The sequence below is a fragment of the Fontisphaera persica genome (assembly GCF_024832785.1).
In the GTDB taxonomy this organism is placed as follows: Bacteria; Verrucomicrobiota; Verrucomicrobiia; order Limisphaerales; family Fontisphaeraceae; genus Fontisphaera; species Fontisphaera persica.
On the sequence record NZ_CP116615.1, the window covers coordinates 3,866,443 to 3,888,592 of the forward strand.

General features: G+C 62.2%; 10 protein-coding genes. 7 read left to right on the plus strand and 3 right to left on the minus strand.

The annotated features are described in order from the left end of the window. Positions 1 to 20 precede the first annotated feature (20 nt). Positions 21 to 1,979: a coiled-coil domain-containing protein gene (locus tag NXS98_RS14535; RefSeq protein ID WP_283845744.1), complete on the minus strand. Its 1,959-nt coding sequence runs from the start codon at positions 1,977 to 1,979 to the stop codon at positions 21 to 23. Positions 1,980 to 2,093: 114 nt separating this feature from the next. Between NXS98_RS14535 and nusG the strand changes: the two genes are divergently transcribed. Next, positions 2,094 to 2,693 carry a transcription termination/antitermination protein NusG gene (gene nusG, locus NXS98_RS14540; RefSeq protein WP_283845745.1) on the plus strand — a complete coding sequence of 200 codons (600 nt, stop codon included), beginning with the start codon at positions 2,094 to 2,096 and terminating at the stop codon, positions 2,691 to 2,693. Then, positions 2,690 to 5,023 carry a NosD domain-containing protein gene (locus NXS98_RS14545; protein WP_283845746.1) on the plus strand — a complete coding sequence of 778 codons (2,334 nt, stop codon included), beginning with the start codon at positions 2,690 to 2,692 and terminating at the stop codon, positions 5,021 to 5,023. Before nusG ends, NXS98_RS14545 begins: the two co-directional genes overlap by 4 nt. 41 nt (positions 5,024 to 5,064) lie before the next feature. Here the strand turns inward: NXS98_RS14545 and NXS98_RS14550 are convergent, their stop codons facing one another. Next, positions 5,065 to 6,144 carry a 6-phosphofructokinase gene (locus NXS98_RS14550; protein ID WP_283845748.1) on the minus strand — a complete coding sequence of 360 codons (1,080 nt, stop codon included), beginning with the start codon at positions 6,142 to 6,144 and terminating at the stop codon, positions 5,065 to 5,067. 12 nt (positions 6,145 to 6,156) lie between these two features. Continuing rightward, a complete protein-coding gene (locus tag NXS98_RS14555) occupies positions 6,157 to 8,826 on the minus strand; it encodes a hypothetical protein (protein WP_283845749.1) in 2,670 nt (889 codons plus the stop codon). Positions 8,827 to 9,054: 228 nt separating this feature from the next. On the opposite strand from NXS98_RS14555, the gene NXS98_RS14560 reads away from it, so the two are divergent. The 5 genes from NXS98_RS14560 (at position 9,055) to NXS98_RS14580 (ending at position 22,131) form a co-directional block, all read left to right on the plus strand. Further along, the gene (locus tag NXS98_RS14560; protein ID WP_283845750.1) at positions 9,055 to 9,840 is read left to right on the plus strand and encodes a TylF/MycF/NovP-related O-methyltransferase; all 786 of its coding nucleotides are present in this window, start codon (positions 9,055 to 9,057) and stop codon (positions 9,838 to 9,840) included. A 31-nt stretch (positions 9,841 to 9,871) separates the two neighbouring features. Then, the gene (locus NXS98_RS14565) at positions 9,872 to 10,810 is read left to right on the plus strand and encodes a glycosyltransferase family 2 protein (RefSeq protein WP_283845751.1); all 939 of its coding nucleotides are present in this window, start codon (positions 9,872 to 9,874) and stop codon (positions 10,808 to 10,810) included. After that, positions 10,803 to 11,729, plus strand: coding sequence for a glycosyltransferase family 2 protein (locus NXS98_RS14570; protein ID WP_283845752.1), 927 nt, complete (start codon positions 10,803 to 10,805; stop codon positions 11,727 to 11,729). Before NXS98_RS14565 ends, NXS98_RS14570 begins: the two co-directional genes overlap by 8 nt. Positions 11,730 to 11,912: 183 nt before the next feature. Then, positions 11,913 to 15,473 (plus strand): LamG-like jellyroll fold domain-containing protein, encoded by a 3,561-nt coding sequence (locus tag NXS98_RS14575; RefSeq protein ID WP_425499959.1) that lies wholly within the window; start codon positions 11,913 to 11,915, stop codon positions 15,471 to 15,473. Positions 15,474 to 15,723: 250 nt separating this feature from the next. Then, on the plus strand, positions 15,724 to 22,131 hold the full coding sequence (locus NXS98_RS14580; RefSeq protein ID WP_283845753.1) for a lamin tail domain-containing protein: 6,408 nt from the start codon (positions 15,724 to 15,726) through the stop codon (positions 22,129 to 22,131). The last annotated feature ends 19 nt before the right edge of the window (positions 22,132 to 22,150 follow it).

The following is a 22,150-nucleotide window of genomic DNA, read 5'->3' on the forward strand; positions in this document are numbered from 1 at the left end:
ATTTGCCAGCCGGTCAGGCCCTATTTCAGTTCATCAAAGTATTCTTTGACCTGCTGGCGGTAGGCGCGCGGCACGCGCTCCTGGTTGATGGCGTTTTGGGCTTCGGCCTGCGCGGCGGCGGCGGCTTCTTCAAATTCCACCTTGCTGGCGCCTTTGATGCTGACGCCCTTGAGCGTGACCGAGGGCATGGGCTGGCCGGGGGTGATTTTGCCCTGGATTTTGGCGGGGTCGAGCTGGTCCGGTTTTTCCACCGCCCGCTCGGTGTGGCCGCGCGCCTCTTTGTCGGGGCGCTGGATGCCGCTGTTGTCGGCCACTTCCTCCAGCACCAGGTCATTGGGGTCCAATCCCTGGTCTGCCCAATTGCCCACCCCTTTGGCGTTGGGGCGTATGCCTCTGCATGCCAGGTCCTGGACGCCCCGGCATTGTCCCAGGCACTGGCCCTGGGCAATGGCCCGCTCCGCCCGCAAGAGGGCCTGCAAACACTCACCCAGCGCCTCCGCATCCTGGAGCTGTTTGAGCAGCTCCTCCAGTACCTGAATGGCTTCGCCCAAACATTGGGCCGCCTGCTCGCGCCGGCCTTGCTGCAAATCTTGGAGGGCGCGCGCCAGTTTTTCCTCAAGCTGGCCGTAGTCCTGGGCGGGTTTGAGCGCCTGCCTTAAATCGTCCATCATTTTCTGAAGCTGCTCCGGGGATGGCTGGGCGGACAGGAGTTGTTGTTTCCATCGCTCCAGCGTGACAATGGCGGCCAGCACCTGGCCCCGCTCCAGTTGCTCGGCCAGATTTTTCCCGAGGGCTTGGGCCAGTTCTTTCTGGGCCTGGTTGAGTTTTTTCGCCAGCTCGCGCAAATGTTCCAAATCCTGCAGGGCCAAATCGAGGTTCTTCAACACCTGGCCGGGCTTGCTTTCGTTCAGGGCCTTGAGCGCGGCGTCCAGCCCCTCGAGGTTCTGTCCCAGTTGCAAGGCTTCCTGCTGCAGGGCGCTGAGCGCCTCGGCCAGTTGCTGGCGGGCCGCCTCCGCGTCTTCGCCTTGCGCCTGCGCCAGTTTTTCGGCGGCGGCGCGGGCTTTTTCGAGGCGCTTTTGGAGGTCCTGAAGTTTCTCGCCCTGTCCGGCGGCGGCGCCCAGTTTATTCTGGAGCTCTTCCACCTTGCGTTGCAACGCAGCGGGGTCGGTGGCTGCCTGCAAGGCTCCCTCCCGCGCGGCTTTTTCCAGCTTTTTGAGGCCTGGATTTTTCTCCAGTTCGGAGGCCTGTTTTTGCAGCTCGGCGGCCAGTTTCACGGCGTCCTGAATGGCCTCGTTCCGGGTGGGGGGGGCTTTGTTCCATTGGCTGCCCAGCTCCGCGACGGCCTCCAGCGCCTTTTGGGTGGGGGGCAGCGCGGGCGGATTGACCTTCATTTGGTGTTTGGCAATTTCCATCAACCGCCGGCCCGTTTCCGCGATGTTGGCCGTGTCCAGGGCCGCCTGCTCGCGGGCGGGGGAGCGATACTCCGGCAGGAAGCTCAAGACGGCTGCCAGGCCCAGACTGAGCAAGGCCCAGCGGCCCTGCAGAGGCACTGTGAAGGGCAGCAATTGCTTCAATTTTTCGGGCGGGCACTCCGCGGCGTGGCGGGCGGCATCATCGCAAAGAAGCTGGCGCCAGGGATGCTCCTGCTGGCGCCATTCCCAGGCGGTGCTCAAGCGTTCTTCGAGCTGCAGGGCGCGGTCGAGCCAGCGGGCCAGTTCCAATTCGGCTGGTTTGCGCCACGCGCCGGCAACCGCACCCACTGCGATGCCCACCGGCAAGACGGCCACCGCGGCCAGCGGCGTCCACAAGGGCAGGGGAAGCAACTTCCAGAGCAACAAAACCAGCCCGCAGAGGACGCTGGCCACGAGCAGTCCGGTGAACGCCCCGCGCCAGGCCAGTCGCGTGCGGCGCAGGCGTGCCGCTTCCTGCAACAGGCGCGCGATGGGTTCCATCTGGCTCACCAGCTTAAGATGCCTCAAAAACCGGGTATTGGCCAGCGCGAAAAGGCGGTGTGAACCCGCCGCCGCCATTGGCCCAACCCGTGTGGTCGTCGAGCCATTGACAAGGGGGCAAGGGTTGCGCAGCATGGGCTTGTGTATAGTGAATCGTTGACACCGCAGGCCGGCACTCCAGGGAACAGGTCACCGTTGGAGGGGGGCCGCCACTGGTTTTGCATCAAGGCCAAGCCCAAGCACGAGCACATTGCTGCCGCGCACATTCAGCTCTGCCGCGAGGCGGAGGTGTTTTTTCCGCGCATTCGCTTTGAGCGTCCGTTCAAGGGCAAGAAAATCCGCGTCATTGAGCCGTTGTTTCCGGGGTACTTGTTTGCGCGGTTTGAGCTGCCCCGGCATGTTTTGCAGGTGCGGTACGCGGCCGGGGTGCAGACCATTGTGCATTTTGGCACGCACATCCCCATTGTGCCGGAGGACATCATGGCGGCGCTCATGGCCGAGTTTGGCCGGGAGGAGGTGCGGGAGGTCAATGCCGACCCGGCGCCGGGAGATGCGGTGGAGATTGTGATGGGCGCCTTTGCCGGGTTGAAGGCGGTGGTGACGCGGGTGATTCCCGCCCGGCAGCGGGTGGCGGTGTTGCTGGAATTTCTGGGGCGACAGTTGACAGTGGAGATTCCGGTGGAATTTTTGCTTAAAAAGCGACCGCCCCGCCACCTGGTGGCCGGCCGAGATATTGCATGAAAGGGACACCATTTGGGCGCATAGCCTTGGGTTTGGGGCTGCTGGCCGGCACGCTGGCGGCATCCGCGGCCACTTTGACCGTCACGCACACGGGGGACAGCGGCGCGGGTTCCTTGCGGCAGGCCATCGCCGACGCCAATAATCAGCTTGGCCCGCATCAGATTGTGTTTGCCATTCCCGGCGCCGCCCCGCACCGCATCGCCCCGCTCAGCCCGCTGCCGCAGATTCAAGAAACGCTGGTCCTCGATGCCACCACCCAGCCCGGCTACAGCGGCCAGCCGCTGGTCGTGCTGGATGGCGTCAATGCCGGCAACGCCTACGGCCTGCTGATTTCGGCCGATGATTGCGTGGTGCGCGGGCTGGTGATTCACCGTTTCAACCGCGATGGCATCCGGCTGGAAAATGTCTCGCGCTGCGTGGTGCAGGCCAATTACATCGGCACCGATGCCTCCGGCCTGGCGGCGGCGGGCATGGGCGAGAACGGCATCGGCATTTCCGGCGGCGGCGAGCATCTGATTGGCGGGCTGACGGCTGCCGAGCGCAATGTCATCGCCGCCTGCGGCGAGAATGGTATCATCATTGCCGGCGCGGGCGCGGGGCGGCACCGCGTCTGGGGCAATTACCTCGGCGTCAATGCCACGGGGGCGGCCGCGCTGGGCAACGGGCAATCGGGCGTGGTGGTTTCTGGCAGTACCCTCAACGAAATTGGCGGGCTGGCGCCCGGAGCGGGCAACCTCATTTCCGGCAACCTCCAAAGCGGCGTCTATCTGCTGGGGCCGGGCGCGGACCACAACCGCGTGCAGGGCAATCGCATCGGAGTCAATGCCGCGGGGACGGCCGCCCTGCCCAACCGGCAGGACGGCGTGACGCTGTACCAGGCCGCCGCCAATCTCATCGGCCGTTGTCTGGAGGCCGGCGGGAATCTCATTTCCGGCAACGGCGAAGCGGGGGTTTATATCGGCGGCAACAACAGCGTGAGCAATCTGGTGGCGGGCAACCGGATTGGTGTAAACGCCACCGGCACGGCGGCCCTCAGCAATCAATGGGGCGTGGCCATTGAAAATGCCCCGCGCAACCTCGTCGGGGGCAGCGCGCCCGGGGAGGGCAATCAGATTGCGGGCAATTTGCTGGTGGGGGTTACCATCCAGGGATTGTCGGCCGTGGCCAACCGGGTGGAAGGCAACTGGATTGGCACCGACGCCCAGGGCCGCGCCGCGATTCCCAACCTGGGGCCGGGCATATTTCTCAGCGCGCCTTCCAATCACATCGGCGGGGCGCGCGTGGGCGCGGGCAACGTCATCAGCGGCAACCAAGCGGCGGGCATCTCCCTTAATGATCCCTTGAGCCGGGGCAATGTCATCCTGGGCAATTTCATTGGGCTGGCGGCGGACGGTTGCACGCCCCTGGGCAATCTTTTCCACGGCATCGAGATTCAAATGGATGCCAGCAACAATCGCATCGGAGGCACGGCCCCCGGCGAAGGCAACCGCATCGGCTACGCCCGCCAGGCGGATTTTGACGGCGTGCGCATCCACGACCACGGCGTGGGCAATGTCATTCGCGGCAATGCGGTCTTTGGCCAGCCGGGTTTGCCCATTGATGTGGGACCCAACGGACCGACGGCCAATGATGCGGGCGATGCGGATGACGGCCCCAATCAATTGCAAAATTATCCGGTGCTTACCCTGGCCACCGGCAGGTTTGCCGTGGTCATCAGCGGGCAGCTCGCCTCCCGCCCGCAGCAGAACTACACGCTGGATTTTTACCTGACCACTGCCTCCAACCAGGTGTGGCTGGGTGAGGCGCAGGTGTTCACGGATGCCGCCGGTCTGGCGCCGTTCACCGTCGCGCTGACCAACGCCTGGGCCGCCGCCGGGGAACTCTCCGCCACCGCCACCGATGCGGCGGGAAACACTTCCGAGTATTTACCCGCCATTACCTTGGCGGACTCTCCGACGGGGGATGTTGATGGCGACGGCCTGCCGGATGATTATGAGCTGGCGTTTGGGTTGAATCCACTCAACGCGGCGGATGCCGCGCAGGACGCGGATGGGGACGGCGCCTCCAATTTGCAGGAATATCGGGCGGGGACGCATCCGCGTCAGGCTGCCAGCGGTGTGCGGCTCACGGCGATTTATCGCAGCGCCTGTGGCGGCATGGTGGTGGAAGGAGGGCTGGGGCGCAGCGGGACGTGGGTGCTGGAGGGGGCGGCGCAGGTGACCGGCCCCTGGCAGCCGCTGACTTCCGCCGCGCCGGCCCTGGGGTTGCCGGTGCGCTGGGTGGACACCACCCCCGGGACGCTTCGCTTCTTCCGCCTGCGCCTCCCTTAATCGCGCCCCCGCCGAGGCGCGGCATAAACTGCAAAATAATTTCAATCCCCCAAACTCACGCCCAAATCGCGGGCGGTTTGGACTAATTCGCCCTTGGGATCAATCGTGCGCAAACGGCCAATGGCTTCGCGGATGGGCACGGCCACCACCTCCGGCGGACGCAGGGCGGCCATGTAGCCGTATTGTTCTCCGGCAATCAGGCGCACCGCCATGGCCCCAAACTGCGTGCAAATCATGCGGTCAAAGGTGGTGGGCCCGCCGCCGCGCTGCAAATGGCCCAGCACGCACACGCGGGTTTCCTTGCCGGTGCGCTTCTGGATTTCCGCCGCCACGACGGCGCCGATGCCGCCCAGGCGCGCCTCGCGGTTGGTTTCCTGCGGGCCGCTGGTCACAAAATCGCCCCCCTTGGGCCGCGCGCCCTCGGCCACCACCACCAGGGTGAAGTGTTTGCCGCGGGCCTCGCGCTCGGCAATTTTCGTGCAGATGCTTTCGTAGGTGAAGGGAATTTCCGGGATTAAAATCACGTCGCCGCCGCCGGCGATGCCCGCATGCATGGCGATCCAGCCCGCGTACCGGCCCATGACCTCCAGCACCATTACGCGGTTGTGGCTCTCGGCGGTGGTGTGCAGGCGGTCCAGGGCGTCGGTGGCGCAGGCCACCGCGCTGTCGAAACCGAAGGTGAAGGCGGTGGCTTCCAGGTCATTGTCAATGGTCTTGGGCACGCCCACCAGCGGCACGCCCGCCTCGAAGAGTTGCTGGGCAATGGTCAGCGTGCCATCCCCGCCCACGACCACCAGGGCCCGCAGGCCTAGCGCGTGGATGTTTTCCTTGGTGCGAGCCAGTACGGCCTCGGGGATGCGGTGAGTCTCGCCATGGCCGGTCTTGACGGCGAAGCGTCCCTTGTTGGTGGTGCCCAGGATGGTGCCCCCGCGCAGTAGGAGGCCGTCCATGTCCTTGTAATTGAGCACGCGGTAATCGTTGTCCAGCAGGCCCTCGAAGCCGTTGTGAAAGCCCAGAGTCTCCCAGCCGCGGGTGGTGGCCGATTTGCCCACGGCGCGAATCACCGCGTTTAATCCGGGGCAGTCACCGCCGCCGGTCAAAATGCCAATGCGAATGCTCATGGTTTCCTGCCCTTATTTATTGCGAGCTGGTTTTTCCCGTGTTTCCACCGCCACGGCCGCCAGTGCGGGGGCCGGTGGCCGGGCGGTCAGGAGCAGCCACACACACAGCACCAGCGCCACGCCAAACGAGGCCAGACTCACATAAAACACGGTGACCGGCGGCTCAAAGCGCAACTCCACCCGGTGTTTGCCGGCGGGGACGAAGACGCCCTGCATCAGGAAATTGGCGCGCAACAGCTCCGCTGGCTGGCCGTCCACCCGGACTTTCCAGGCGGGATGATGTTTGTTGTTGATGAGCAACACGGCGGGCTGGGCGCAGTCGGTCTGCAGCGTGTAGGCCTTGGGCGCGTAGCTCACCCACTCGACCTGGCCGGTGGAGGCGGCCTCGGAGGCAGTTTGGGCGTTTGCGGGCAGGGAGGCCACCAGCACCCGCTGCCAGGGGTCAAAGTTCAGGTCGGCAAGGATTTTCAACGCCTCCTGGTCATTGGTGACCACCTGCCATTGCGGATAGAGCCGGGCCCGCGGGAGCGCGCCGGTGAATTCAATGAGCGCAAAAGGGCCGTTGGTGGTGATTTCCACCGTTATATCACTGAACTGCCGCGCCTCGTTTTTCCGGGGCACGAGGTTGAAGGCCGTATGCAGCCGGAAGCGCCGTTTTTGCGGGTCCACCATCTGGTTGAGCAAATCGGGCAGATTGCCCGCCATGCCCAGCAGGTAACGGGTGTTGGTCAGCTCCCACATGCGGCCAATCAAAGCAAAATTGGTGCCTTCAAAAGCTTCCCGATACATGACATTCTCGATGGCCCGGCGCGGCTCCTGCACGATGTCGAGCGACTGGATGTTCAGGTAGGGAAACTGATGCTGAGCCCATTCCACCTGATACACCTGCTGCAACAGGCCCATCGCCTCGCTTACGCGGAAGGGCAGGATTTTCACGCGGTGTTCGTGGGGCTTGTCGCGCAGGATGTCGAAGAGGGGGTTGGAGGCGAGCCGCTCCTTGTAGTCATAGTAAATCACCCACGGCGCGTTGGCGCGGGCCATGTCGGCCACCAGCACCGCCAGGGCCAGTCCGAAAGCCCAGCCGGCGCGCGGCCCGCTCAGGGCGCGGCTCATGACCAGCACCGCCAGCCCCGCTGCCAGCGCCAGGAAAAACAGGTACCAGCCCATTTCGCCCAGGCTGAAGCTGAAGATTTGGGCGGCCGTCTGGGCGTCGAAGCCGGAGCGCTGCAGAAATTCCAGTTTTTCCGTGCGGCCGGCGGCAAACATCAGGAAGCCCACGGCACTGGCGGCCAGGGCGGCGGCCAGCCCCCAGAAAAACCGTTTTTCGAAGCCGCGTTCATGGCGCCACCACTGAGCCAGTTGCTCGGCCACGGAAGTTTGGGGCGTTGCGGCTCGCGCCAGATAGGCCCGCCACACCCCCACCAGGCCCAGGATGAAGAGAATGATGAGGCTGAAGTGAAAGGGGTGCGTGAACTTGATGGGATTGCGGATGGTCGAGAAATACGGCAGCGCATAAATGAGACGGTAAAACGGCGCGTGCCGTCCCCAGGCCAGCAGCAGCGATATCAGCGCCGCCACCGCCCAGAACAGGATGATTTTGCGCTCGCGGGGGTCAAAGACGCTTTTTTCGCCGCGCAGGGCCTGGGCGATGGCCCACGCCGCCACGAGCACCACCAGCAGGCCGGCGTATTCGCCCGCGCCGGAATAGCGCGGCCAGCCCTGGCGATGCTGCTCCCAGCCGGGGGTTTGCCCCACCGTGCCCCAGTACGCGCCGCCGTCGGGCGTGTCCATGCGGTAGCCATAGAGGCCGGGAATGAGGATGCGGAAGGTCTCGGCCTTGGGCAGGCTCCATTGGGTGGCTTCGTCCCAGCGGCGCTCGACATTTTCCCTGGTTTGTTCCATGCCGGCCACGCCTTTGATTTGCGTGCCAATGAGGGTGGAGAGGGTATGCGCCGCCATGATGGCTGCGCACACGGCCAGCAACGCCACGCGCAACACGCCGCGCCCCGCGCCGGGCAGCGGCCGGGGGGCGTCAATGATGGCCAGGAAAAAGGCGAAGGCGGCGAGGTACAGGCTGAAGATGGCGCCCACGTCGTAACTTTCCATCAACCCCACGCCGATGGTGAAGCCGGCGAGGATGGTTTTGATGAGCCAGTGGCGTTTTTCCGGCCCCCAGAGGGCGGCAATGCCCAGGAGCAACACGCCCAGGGTGAGCGGGCGCGCGGCCAGGCCCCAGCAGGCGTAGGAGAAAAAGTTGGCATTGAGCGCCGCCGCCAGCCCTGCCAGGGCCATGATGCCACCGTTGCCCCCCAGCCGCCGCGCCAGAAACGCCCCGCACAACCCGGCAAACAAAATGGAGAGCGGAGCGTACCATTTCAAATGTCCCACCGGTCCCAAGGCATAAAGAATGAACGAGGTGAAGGTGGGCGAGGCGCTGGGCTGCTGGCCCCCCACCCAGTACAGGTCATTCCAGACGCCGAACATGATGCTGGGCATTTCCACAAACCGGGCGCTCATGCCGCCCAGCGGGCCGTCGTTGGAAAACATCACCTGGGGGGGGGAAAAACTGCGCGCAAAGATGAGCAGCACCACCAGCAAAAGGACGACTCCCGCCAGCGCCCATCCCCGGCCACGGCCGCTTGTACCCAGCGGCTCGCTTGCTGCGTTGCTTGGCTTTGCCATAAGTCGCGCCACTCTATGCCGCCCGCCTCTCCAAGGCAATCATGGAAAGGCCGGTGAACCTGCGCCGGGACGTTGCCGAGTGCGCCGGTTTAGGGAGCCTGGGGTGTCCTGCTTGCCCGTGAACCTTGATGGCGGGCTTTTTCACTCGACAAAGGGCTCCATCTCACCGATACAAAAAACGGCGCGAGGTGCGCTGCTTTGCTGGCGGCTTCGCTGCGCCGAGCATCCATGCAAATCCGACGCCTGATCAAAGAATTAATAAAAAAAACCGGCTATACCATCGTCCCGGTGCAAAGCAATCCTCTGGACGATCATGCCGACATTTACGACCAGGATGGCTTAAAAACCCATCACAATCATGACTTCATGAAAGACCCGGACTTCTGCCGGGCCTATGCACGCGGCGCCAAAGCCGCCGATGACTACCGCATTCATTGGCGCGTTCACATTGCCCTGTGGGCAGCCAGCCATGCTGCGCGGTTACCGGGGGATTTTGTGGAATGCGGTGTCAACTATGGCTTCATGAGTTCCGCCATTATGACTTTCTTGAACTGGGACACCTTGGGAAAGACATTCTATTTACTGGATACTTTCTCTGGCATGGACCCCCGTTATATTTCTCCTGAAGAGGCGCAAGCGGGCATTCTGGAAAAGAATCGTCAGCACTTGCAAACTGGCTTTTATATCGAGGGGGTGGAGGCCGTGCGCCGCAATTTCAGCGAATGGAAGAATGTCCGCATCATTCAGGGGTCAGTTCCCGACACCCTGGCCCAGGTGGACACCGCCAGCGTGGCTTACCTGCACCTCGACATGAACTGCGCCCCGCCGGAAGCCGCTGCCTTACAACATTTCTGGAAGTTAATGACACCTGGGGCTGTGGCCTTGTTTGATGATTACGCATATCATGGATACGAGGCGCAAAAAGCCGCCCTGGACGCCGTGGTTAAGCCGTGGGGAGTGAGAATCGCCGCTTTGCCCACCGGCCAGGGGGTATTACTAAAACCGCCTCAATAAACAATATGGGCTGCCGGCACCCCGGTCCTCCATGAGCAAGGTTTGTGCTGTCATCGTGACTTTTAATCCGCTTCCTTCTCTGGCGGAAAATCTGTCCGCTTTGCAGAATCAAGTGGATGCCTTGGTCTTGGTGGACAACGGCACTTTCCCCCGCTGGCCTGCTCCCTTGCAGGCGGTGGTTAAAAAGCCAGGCATCACTTTTTTGCCGAACCCCGAAAACCTGGGAGTGGCCACCGCTTTCAATCAAGGGCTGCGCCACGCGCTGAGCCAGGGGTATGAATGGGCGGTCACTTTTGACCAGGACAGCCAGCCGCCGCCGCAGTTCATGGCAGGCTTGTGGGAAGCATGGCAGGCTTGCCCGTTACGCGATCATGTGGCCGTCATCGCTCCCCAATATTGGCTCAAAGAGACTGCGCCTCCGGCCAGTCCAGCCGGGCGCCCTGCCTGGCGCCCTCTCCGGGTGGCCATGGCCTCGGGCAACCTGGTGCGTTTGCAGGCCGCGCAATCGGTGGGCTGGATGGACGAATCTTTTTTCATTGACTACGTGGATTTTGATTTTTGCCTTCGCCTGCGTCGGCAGGGCTGGCAAATCATCCAGGCCACAAACGTCTGGTTGCCCCATCGGCTGGGCGCGCGTCAAAAACACCGCTGTTTGGGATTGGAGTTCGGCCTGGTGGCGCACAGCCCCTTGCGCCGCTATTACAATACGCGCAACCGGCTGGTTGCCTACCGCCGCCATGCCCTGAGGTTTCCGGGCTGGTTTTTGCATGACCTGGCCTGGTGGATGCTGGAGATGGGAAAAATCGCATTGTTCGAGGACCAAAAAACCGCCAAATGCCGCGCCATCTGGCTTGGCTTGCACGATGGCTTCAGCGGTGTCATGGGGCCTGTCCGCTCTGCGACGGCCAGCCTCCTGCAACCGTCCGAGCCGCCGCGCGGCTTCAACTCTTCCCCTTGTGCTCATGGCTGAAAAAAACGCCATCTCTGCTCTGCCACCCGTCGGCGTGGTCATCGTCAACTGGAACCTCAAGGAGGTTTTGCGGGCCACGCTGGAGTCCTGCCTGCAGATTGATTATCCGCAGTTCCAGATTGTGGTGGTGGACAATGGCTCCACCGACGGCGCGCCCGACATGGTGCGGCGTGACTTTCCCCAGGTGCACCTCATCGCCAATCCCACGGGCATGGGCTATGCGCACGCCACCAGCCAGGGCATGGAGTGGCTGGTGCAGCAGGGCGCCCGCTATCTGTTCAGCACCAGTAATGATGTGCTCTTTGACCGCGCCATCCTGCGCGAGATGGTCGCTTACATGGAGAGTCATCCGGAGGTGGGCATCGTGGGCTCCAAGGTGTATTTCCATGACCGGCCGGAGGTCCTCTGGCATGCGGGCGGCCACATTGGCTGGCACGGGCATTCTTTCCATTTCGGCTGGGAGCGCCGGGACCATCCCCGCTACCATCAGCCGCGGGAATGTGTGTTTGTCACCGGTTGCGGTTACATGGTCCGCGCCGAGCTGGCGCAACGGCTGGGCTATTTGAAAAGCGATTTGGTCTTTTATTCCGAGGACTCCGATTTTTGCCAGCGGGTGAAGCGGGCGGGTTACCGGGTGATGTACCTGCCCACGGCCAAACTGTGGCACAAAACCTCCACCACTCTGGCCAAAAACCGCGGCCTGCAATTACGGTACAGCACCCGCAACAACCTCTATGTGCTGCAAACCCATCGCGTGGGGCTGCCCTATCCCCTGACCCTGGGGATTCACTTGGCAGCCGTCTTGCCCCTCAAGATGTTGTTTTTCCTGCTGCTGGGCCAGCCTGCCAATGCCGCCGGCATCTGGCGGGGCATCCGGGACTGGCGGCGGGGGCGGTATGGGATGATCAACGTTGATTAATGACTGATATTATAAAAACATAAAATTAAATATCCTAGCCAGGCTTACAGTATCTGGACAACATTTATTCCATAAAATTTCTTGCCCAGAATGGCGTTTGTGGTTTAGGCTTCTGGCGACAAGAAAGGCCAAATTATGAGAAAAATTATGAGAAATATTCCCGCTGTCAAAGGAGTGTGGGCAATGGGGTTGTTCGTATTATTCTGCTGCGCCCCTAAAGCCATAATCTCGGCTGAGTGTACTCCCTCCCCACAAGGGTTGGTGGCGTTTTGGAAAGCTGAAAACAGTCCCTCTAATTCGGTGGGAGGTAGTGCTCTGGAAATTGCTACAGGGATAACTTATGGTGAGGGAAAGGTGGGGAGATCATTTGTTTTTTCCGGATTCGCCAGTGCTGCCACTGCTTCTGCCAGTACAAACCTTAATGTGACGAGTTTTACATGGGAGGCATGGATATATCCCAGTAACACTGCATTTGCCCAACCTCTTTTTGAGTACGCAACTTATGGCGCTTATAGACACGGCCCGCTTCTCTGGCTGAGTATTGATTGCAGTGGAAACATCAATGCACCACGCCCCGGCAGTTTAATGGCCAACCTCGGGGACACCGTTGGGAGCGGCCATGTTTTTTGCACCACCAACACCCCCGTCGCGGCAAATACTTGGAATCACGTGGCCCTTTCCTACGATTGGACCAGCGGCATGGGGAAGATATATGTCAATGGTGTATTATGTGGGGCCGAGTCCTTGGGAAGTTTTTATCCGCAAACCGCTTTGCCCCTAAATATCGGCCATCGCGCAAATTTTCAATTTAACGGAAGGATGGATGAAATAACTCTCTATAATCGGGCATTAACAGACGATGAAATTCGACGGATATACGAGGCAGGCTCAAACGGCAAATGCCAGACGGTTCTCGCGCCAGCGATTTTGAATCAAGTGGAGGATAAATGGTACTTTGCAGGCACTACCGGACGTCTTGAGGCCGTGGTGACCGGTGACCAGCCGCTTTTTCTCCAATGGTTGTTAAATAATCAACCTTTACCCGGCGAAACCAATTCCGTGCTGGTCTTGAATTCGCTCACCGCGGCAAACGAAGGGATATATTCTCTGATTGCCTCCAATGGTGGCGGAGCAGTTACGGGCACCATTGCTGTGATATGGGTGGCCACCGACGGCTGTGTGAATATGCGTAACGGCATGATTGGGTGGTGGCCTGGAGACAACGAAGGATTGGATTTGATAGGCACCAATGCTGCGCAATTACTCAATGGCGCAAGTTTTGCTGAAGGCAAGGTACGTGAGGCGTTCAATTTTGATGGGACAAACGATGCCGTAGTTATTCCAGCCCACCCTAGTTACAGAGTGAACAGTATTACTCTTGAAGGATGGATTTATCCCCGTGTTCACCAAAGTTTCCAGCCTCTGGCAGAATTTTCGCGCCCTTATGCCTACGGGGTCATTTTATGGATGAACATCCATAAATCTAGTATCTCGACGATTACTCCAGGTGCTCTATTCGCAAACATTACTGACACCTGGGGAGGCTTCCACATGCTGAGCAGTCCGGCCGGAGCCATTCCCACCAATCAATGGACTCATGTGGCGCTTACTTACGATAGTAGCAGCGGCATTGGGCGGCTTTTTATTAATGGTGAGGTGGTAGATTCACAAAATTTCGGTCCCTTTACGCCATATACCAGTGAACCACTAAATCTTGGCAATCGCCAGCCCACGTATTTCTTTGATGGAAAACTCGACGAGTTTGCCCTTTACAACCGGGCCTTGGCCAGCGAGGAGGTGCGCCGGATTTATCTGGCGGGCAGCCAGGGCAAGTGCCAGCCGGAGATTCCGCCTTCTGTCGCCGGTGGACCGCAACAGCTTACAGTGCCGCTGGGAAGTACATTGCGGCTGGCTCCGATTGTGCAAGGCACCCGGCCATTAAGTGTTTGGTGGCAATTCAACGGCACAAATCTTACCGAGGAACCTGCCCTCCCTGAATGGGTCATTCCGGTGGCGACGCTTGCCCATACGGGCGATTATTCCATCGTCTTGAGCAATGCCTTTGGTGTGGTTACAGCAATGGTGGCCCAGGTGACCGTGCAGGTGCTGCCGCCGACCATCACTGCACAGCCGCAGTCGCGGTCGGTCGTGGTTGGGGGTGAAGCCTCGTTCTCCGTCACTGCTTCGGGCACGCCACCGCTGGCGTATCAATGGTACTACAATGACGCGGCGCTGGCGGGGGCCACCAATGCCACGCTGGTGTTGACCAATGTGTCCTTGGCGCAATCCGGCAGGTATCAGGTGGTGGTAACCAACGAATTTGGCGCGGCCACCAGCGCGGTGGCCATGTTGACGGTGGAATTGCCCCAGCCCAAGCTCATCGTCAAGAACGTTTCAGGCATGGCGGGCGCGGTGATTACGGTGCCTGTGCTGCTGGTGGCCAACGGCACCGAAAACGCCATGCAATTCAGCCTGTCTTACAACGTCAGCCGCCTGCAGTTTGTGCAGGCGCAACTGGGCGCAGATGTGCCCACCGCCACCTTGTTCACCAATGGCACGCAAGTGGCCAATGGCCGCATTGGCCTGGCTATCAGCCTGCCGGCCGAGCAGTCCATCCCGGCCGGCACGCAGGAAGTGGCCCGTCTGGTATTCCAATCTATTGCGAGTTCGCAGACCACCTCGACGACCATTTCCTTCACCGGCTGGCCCCTGGCTCAACAGGTGGCCAATGCCCGGGCGCAGGTGTTGCCCGCGCAATACTTCAGCGGCACGGTGTCATTGGTGCCGACCGAATACGAAGCCGATGTGGCGCCGCGCGGTGATCCCGACCGCCAGGTGACGGTGATTGACTGGGTGCAGGTGGGCCGATACGTCGCGGCCTTGGACACGCCCGCCCCGGGTCGGGAGTTCCAGCGCGCCGACTGTGCGCCGCGCGGGGAGGGCGGCAATGGCATCCTCTCCGCCACCGACTGGGTGCAGGCCGGGCGTTTTGCTGCGGGTTTGGACCCCTTGATGGTGCTGAGCGGGCCGACCAACTTCGTTGATGTTTCAGACCCGCCGCCCGGGCTGGTGCGGCAGGCGCTGCCGGCCAAGGCCGCCAACGGCAATGCCTGCACGGTGACCGTGGCCGAGACAACCTTGGTTTTGGGTCAGGAGGTGACGGTGCCCGTGGTGCTGCATGGGAGCGGCGGGGAAGGCGCGCTGACCTTCAGCCTGCAATTTAATCCTGCCTCACTGACTTTTGTCCGGGCACAGGCGCTGGCGCCGGCCGGGGCGTCGGCCATCCTGAATCAAAATACCGCCCAGGCGGCCCAGGGCCGCGTGGGATTTGCCTTGTCGCTGCAAGCGGGCCAGAGCTTCAGCGCGGGCCAGCAGCAGGTGGTGCTGGTCACCTTCAGGGCCCAACCCGAGGCTCGCGGGCCGGTTGCTTTGAGCTTTGCCAGCCAGCCGGTGGCGCGCGAGGTGGCCACGGTGGATGCGCAACCTGTCGCCAACACCACGTGGACAGGCCGGGTGCTGCCGCTGGCGCTGCCGGCGCCGGAGGTCAGCACGAGCGCCGAGGCGGGCCGGCTTACCTTCCGCTGGCCGGCGGCGCTGAGCGGGGTGTATCTGGAGGCCACCGATGATTTGGCCAGTCCCAACTGGACCCGCGTCAACCTGACGGCCGAGGCAGTGGACGGCAAGATGCAGTTGAACATCCCGGCGGATGCGGCGCGGAAGTTTTATAGGCTGCGCACGGAGTAATCCCGCCGCTTCTCTGTCTGTTTCAACCTAAGAGCAGCCCGCGGGGGGCTGCTCTTTTTTTATGCACGCCCCGGGGGCGGGAGTAGCCCAAGGCACGCCACGATTGGGAAATTTCCGGATCAAAATGCAGCTTTTTTGTGCGCGGGCGTTGTCAAACGCCTTTTCATTGTTTAGATTAGGCGGGTACCCATAAAACCCGGTGGTGAACATGCGTGATTTTGTTGTTTGGCAACGGCGCGGTTACAAGTGCATGGCAATTTTGTGCGTGGTGTTCTTGGCCGCGTCCTTCAGTGTTTCGGCTCAATCTCTATTGCGCGAGGTCTGGTACGGTGTGGAGGGCGGCAGTGTGGCCGATTTGACCAGTCATCCTGATTATCCTGCCTCGCCGGCGGAGTTTTCCTACGTGACCCTTTTTGAAGGCCCGGTGAACATCGCCGAGCGCTATGGCACGCGCATCCGGGGGTATCTCATTCCGCCGCAAACGGGCAATTACACCTTTTGGATAGCCAGTGACAATGCGAGCCAGTTGTTTTTGAGCACGAATGAGTTGCCGGCCAACAAGCGGCTGATTGCCAGCGTGCAAAACTACACCGGCTCGCGCGAGTGGACGCGGGAGCCGAATCAGCAATCGGCGCCGGTGCCGTTGGTGGCCGGGCAGCGTTATTACGTGGAGGTGTTGCACGTGGAGGGCACGGGGGGGGACAATGTGGCGGTGGGCTGGCAATGGCCGGACGGCACGCTGGACCGGCCCATCACCAGCCCGTACCTGGCGCCGTGGGTGCGCTCGACCAATCCGCCGGTTGTCCTGCAACAGCCCCAGAGTGTGGTGGCGCAGGAATCCAGCCAGGTTTCCTTCACGGTGGTGGCCGACGGGGACGAGCCGCTCCGTTATCAATGGTATGAGGACGGGGTGGCGTTGGACGGCGAGATAACGGCCACGCTGTTGTTCTTCCGGGTGGCGCGGGAAGACAGCGGGCGCCAGTATCGGTGTGTCATTTCCAATCCTTTTGGCGCAGTCACCAGCGCGGTGGCCACGCTCACGGTCACGCTGGACATCACGCCGCCGGCGCTGTTGCGCGTGCATCCGGCCACCAACGCCCTCGTGCGCCGGCTGGAGGAGGTGGAGGTGCATTTCAACGAGCCGGTCACCGGTTTGCGCGCGCAGGATTTGCTCATCAACGGCCAGCCCGCCACCCATCTGGCGGGGCTTGGCTCGGGGCCTTACCTTTTCCGGTTTCCCGCGCCGGCGCCCGGGCCGGTCACGTTTTCGTGGGGGCCGCACCAGATTACCGATTACGCGGAGGTTTCCAACCGTTTTGCGGGCGGCAGTTGGACGGTGCATTACCAGCCGGACGCGCCGGCGCCACAGGTGCGCCTCAATGAAATCGTGGCCAGCAACGAAAAAGGGATATTGGATGAAGACGGGCAGGAGGTGGACTGGATTGAACTTTACAATGCCGGCACCAACGCGGTGGATTTGGGGGGGTGGTCATTGACGGATGACCCCGCCCTGCCGGGGCAGTGGGTATTTCCTTCGGTGACGATGGGGCCGGGCGAATACCTGCTGGTGTTTGCCTCCGGCAAAGACCGCCGCGCCACTGGTGGCACTAACCGGTTGCACACCAATTTCCAGCTCGCCGGCAACGGGGAATACCTGGGGCTGTATGACGGTAACAGCCCGCGCCAGGCAGTGAGCGAGCTGGCGCCAAGCTTTCCCGAGCAGCGCAACGACATCGCCTATGGTCTGGATGCCCAGGGCCAATGGCGTTATTTCCTGCAAGCCACTCCCGGCCAGCCCAACTCCGGCCTGACGGCCACCGGCATGGTGAGCGAGCCGGTGTTCAGTGCGCGCCGCGGCTTTTACAATGTGTCCTTCAACCTTCAGCTTTATTGCCCCACGCCGGGGGCCGTCATCAAGTACACCACCGACGGCCAGCCGCCCACCGAAACGGTGGGGCTGGTGTACACGGGAAAAATCGCCGTCACCAGTACGCGCATGATTCGGGCGGCGGCGTTCAAGCCGGGACATCTCCCCTCGAAGGTGGTGACGCACACCTACCTGCTGGGGCAAACAGCGGCCATTGCTTCCCTGCCCGTGCTTTCGCTGGTGACGGCCGAGAACAACCTCACCGGCCCCACGGGCATCATTGGCATCAACGGCGGCACCTACTCCAACGGCGTCTGGCAGGGGGTGAACCCGGGGGATTATTTCAACCCCACCAATCATGGCATTGCATGGGAGCGGCCGGTATCGGCCGAGTTGATTCGCTACGACGGCGCCGAGGGTTTCCAGATTGACTGCGGCATTCGCGTGCATGGCAGCGACCACATCCGCCCCCGCTACACCACGACCAGCAAGTTCAGTTACCGCCTCTATTTCCGGGGCGATTACGGCGAGGGCCAACTGGTATATCCCCTGATGGGCGATTCGCCGGTGCAGACGTTTGACCGGCTGGTGATTCGGGCCGGGAAAAACGATTTGACCAACCCTTTCATCAAGGACGAGCTCATCCGCCGCCTGGCCATTGACATGGGGCAGGTGAATGTGCGCGGCACCTTCGTCAACCTGTTCATCAACGGCGTGTACAAAGGTTACTACAATCCCACCGAGCGGGTGGACGACACCTTTTTCAAAGCGTGGCTGGGCGGCGAGGTATGGGACGTGGTGGGGGTGCGCAGCGAGGCCATTGACGGCAACAACCTGGACTTCAATGCCATGCGCTCATTCATCAGCGGCACGCGCATGACCAACAACGCCAACTACGTGGCCGCCGCGCGCTGGCTGGACCTCACCAATTTTGTGGATTACCTGCTGGTCAACATTTACGGCGCCATGCGCGACTGGCCGCACAACAACTGGCGCGCCGCCCGCGAGCGACGGACGGGGGCGCTGTGGCGGTTTTACATCTGGGATGCCGAGGGGGCCTTCGGCACGTTTGGCCAGCCGGTGGATGAAAGCACCTTTACCAACGCGCTGGTGACCGGCACCTCCGAGATTCCGCGGCTTTACCAGGCCCTGGTGCAAAACCCGGAGTTCCGGTTGCTGTTTGCCGACCGGATTCAAAAACACTTCTTCAATCAGGGCGCGCTCACGGACAGCAACATCGTGGCGCACTTCCAGCGCATGCGGCAGGAATTGCTGGGGGTGATTCCCAGCATGCAGACCACCATCATTGATACGTGGGTGCCGCAGCGCCGGCCCGCCATTTTCAGCCACTTCCCGCAATATGGCCTGGCGGCCTACACCAACGCGCCGGTGTTGCGTCAGCATGGCGGGCGCGTGCCGCCGGGGTACCAGCTCACCATGAGCACCACGGCCGGACAGATTTACTACACCACCAACGGGACCGACCCGCGCGTACCCTTCACTGGTGAAGTTTCACCGGAGGCCCGGCTGTACACCGGCCCGCTGACACTGGCGCAGAGCCTGCCCATCCGGGCGCGCGCCCTGGCCGGCACGCAGTGGAGCGCGCTCACGGCGGCCGATTTTCAGGTGGGCGAACTGGGCGTGCCGGTGCGCATCAGTGAAATCATGTATCAGCCCGTGGGGGGCGGGGCGTATGAGTACGTCGAATTGTTGAACACCGGCGGGGCGGCGGTGAACCTGGGCAACTATTCCTTTGTGGGCATTGATTTCAAATTCCTGCCGGACACCTGGCTGGCCCCCGGTCAGCGGCTGGTCATCGCCTCGGGGCAAAGTCCCGCCGACTTCCAGACACGCTACCCGGCAGTGGCGGTGGCAGGGTGGTTCGGCGGCAATCTGCGCAACGAAGGCGAGCGCATAGATTTGCTGGACTTCAACGGGCGGCTGGTGGATTCGGTCACCTACAACAACAAAAATGGCTGGCCCGGCGCGGCGGCGGGCGGCGGGGCCTCGCTGGAATTGGCGGACGCGTCGGGCGATTCCAGTTCCCCCGCCTCATGGCGCGCCAGTCTGGTGCCCAATGGCACGCCGGGCGCGCCGCCGGCGCTGCCGCCGCCTTCCCCCATCCTGCTCCATGAACTGATGGCGGACAATGCCGGCGCGGTGACCAACGGCGGCGCCTTTCCGGACTGGGTGGAGCTGTACAATCGCAGCGCGGAACCGGTACTGCTCACCGGCTGGCGATTGCGCGATGCCGGGACCAATGTCTTTGTCTTTCCGGAGAACACCATCCTGGGCGCCGGCCAATATCTAGTGCTGTGGATGGACCACGAGACGGCTGCGCCCGGATGGCATGCCGGCTTTGCCTTGAGCCGACGCGGGGACGCACTGTTTTTGGAAAATTCCGCAGGGCAAACAGTGGATGCCATTGAGTTCGGACAACAATTGCCCAATTACACGCTGGGCCGGGTGTCTTCCGGGGCGTGGGGCTTGTGCCTGCCCACGCCGGGGGCAGCGAATCAGGCCGCCCCCACGGCGTCCACCACCAACCTTTGGATTAATGAGTGGCTGGCCAACAGCCTGCCCGGCCAGCCGGACTGGGTGGAATTGCACAACCGCCATCCCTCGCTGCCGGTGGCGGTGCAGGGTATCTATCTGGGCACCAGCAATGCCCTCCATCGCGTGCGGCATCCTGCTTTTGTACCCGCTGGAGGTTTCCTGACGTTCGAGGCGGATGAAAACCCCGGCCCGCAACACTTGAACTTCAAGTTGCCCGCCGCAGGCACCGCGCTTTTCCTGTATGACGAGCTGGGATTCGAGCTGCAGAAGGTGGTCTATGCGGCCCAAAGCCAGAATGTATCCCGCGGCAGCCTGCCGGATGGCACGTCGTCGCTCAGCAACTTCACCGCCAGCCAAAGCCCGGGTTTTTCCAACTACCTTGCGGTGCCCACGGGCATTTGGATTAACGAGGTGATGGCGCGTAACACCGCTTTTCGGACCAACGAGGCCGGCAATTATGCGGATTGGATTGAGTTGTATAACACCAACAATGTGCCGGTTTCCCTGGCGGGCATGAGCTTGTGCCTGGACCGTCCCGGCGAGAACCGCTGGTATTTCCCGCCCGGCCTGGTCCTGGAGCCGCGCGGTTTTCTCCTCATCTGGTGTGATGGCCAGCAGCCCGCTTCGACCAATGCCGGCGGCTGGCTGAACACCGGCTATGGCATCGAAGCGGCGGGCGGCGGCGTGTATCTCTATACGGCCGACGGGCGGGTCGCCGATGCCGTGGAATATGGTTTCCAGCCAGCCAACTGGAGCGTGGGGCGGGTGAGCGGGGCCTGGCGTCTGCTGGCCGCCCCCACGCCCGGCGCCACCAACAGCGCGGCGGCCTCCCTGGCCCCGGCCAGCAACCTGCGGCTCAACGAATGGTATGCCAACAGTCTGCCGGGCGAGGATGACTGGGTGGAGATTTACAACATGGCCAGTCTGCCGGCGGAGCTGAGCGGCCTGTACCTCACGGACGACCCCTCGGTGGCGGGGCAAACTCGATACCAGTTCCCGCCGCTGTCGTTCATTGCCCCCACCGGTTTTGTGCAGGTCATCCTGGACAAAAACCCGGAGCGCGGCGGCAATCATGCCGCGTTTTCCCTGGCGGCCATCGGGGAGACGCTGCGGCTTTACAACCCCAGTTTTGGAGTCTTGGACAGCGTGGACACCGCACCCGTGGAGCCGGGAGTGGGCCAAGCCCGCCAGCCGAATGGCGCGGCCAGCATTTTCTTCACCACCCGCCTGACCCCTGAGGCGCCGAACAACATCTTTTACCCGCTGACCATTTTTACGCATCCGGTCAGTGTGGTGGCCACCAACGGCAATGCGGTCTCGTTCTCGGTGTGGGCGCAGGGCACAGGCAACCTGCGTTATCAATGGTTCCAGAATGGGCAGCCGCTGGCCAATGCCACCAACGCCTCCCTGGCGTTGAGCAATGTGGGCAGCAATCACCTGGGCCAGTATTTCGTCCGCCTGACCGACGATGTGGATACGCTGGACAGCGCGCCGGCCACGCTGACCATTCTGTTCCGGCCCAGTTTCTATTTGTCCCCTTCCAATAAGATTGCGCTGCTGGGGGATTCGTTGACCTTCCGGGTGGGGGTGGATGGCACCGCGCCCCTCACTTACCGCTGGCAGCGCGGGGCCAGCACCATCTTTGCCACCACGGTGGATGTGCCGGAGCTGCGACTGACCAACCTCACCACCGAAGCCGCCACTTATTATCGCGTCATTGTCACCAATGTGGCCAGCTCAGGGGTGGGCAGCCGGCTGTTCTTTGTCCTGGTGGTCACCAATACGCCCGCCAGCCGGGTGGTGGCGGAGGGGGAAACCGTGACCTTGAATGTCGGAACCACCGGCGCGGTGGCGGTGGCGCGGCAGTGGCTCTTCAACGGGCAGCCGCTGGCGGGGCAGACCAATGCGAGCCTGGTGATTTCCAACTTCACTGTGGCCCAGGAAGGCGTGTATGCGGTGCGCCTGACCATTCCCGAAGATGAATGGACCACCCCGCCTGCCTGGTTGACGCTGCCGCGGCCCATTGTGCTGGATGCCGCTCCCGCTCCCACTCCCGCAGGTTTGCTTCTGCATCTGGCGGCAAATCCCGGATTGACATACGTGGTGGAGGGCAGCACGGATTTGCGGCAGTGGCAGCCATTGCTTTCCGTGGTTTATACCAATGGCCCCCTCCTGCTGCCTTACGCCAGTAATGGCTCATATCAGTTTTACCGCCTGCGCCGGGCCGGTCCGTGAGTGAACATTCGCGTCCCCG

Coding starts and splice junctions, on each gene's coding strand:
- NXS98_RS14555 (WP_283845749.1), bottom strand. CDS start 8,826: ATGGCAAAGCCAAGCAACGCAGCAAGCGAGCCGCTGGGTACAAGCGGC.
- NXS98_RS14575 (WP_425499959.1), top strand. CDS start 11,913: ATGGGGTTGTTCGTATTATTCTGCTGCGCCCCTAAAGCCATAATCTCG.
- NXS98_RS14580 (WP_283845753.1), top strand. CDS start 15,724: ATGGCAATTTTGTGCGTGGTGTTCTTGGCCGCGTCCTTCAGTGTTTCG.
- NXS98_RS14560 (WP_283845750.1), top strand. CDS start 9,055: ATGCAAATCCGACGCCTGATCAAAGAATTAATAAAAAAAACCGGCTAT.
- NXS98_RS14545 (WP_283845746.1), top strand. CDS start 2,690: ATGAAAGGGACACCATTTGGGCGCATAGCCTTGGGTTTGGGGCTGCTG.
- NXS98_RS14565 (WP_283845751.1), top strand. CDS start 9,872: ATGAGCAAGGTTTGTGCTGTCATCGTGACTTTTAATCCGCTTCCTTCT.
- NXS98_RS14550 (WP_283845748.1), bottom strand. CDS start 6,144: ATGAGCATTCGCATTGGCATTTTGACCGGCGGCGGTGACTGCCCCGGA.
- NXS98_RS14570 (WP_283845752.1), top strand. CDS start 10,803: ATGGCTGAAAAAAACGCCATCTCTGCTCTGCCACCCGTCGGCGTGGTC.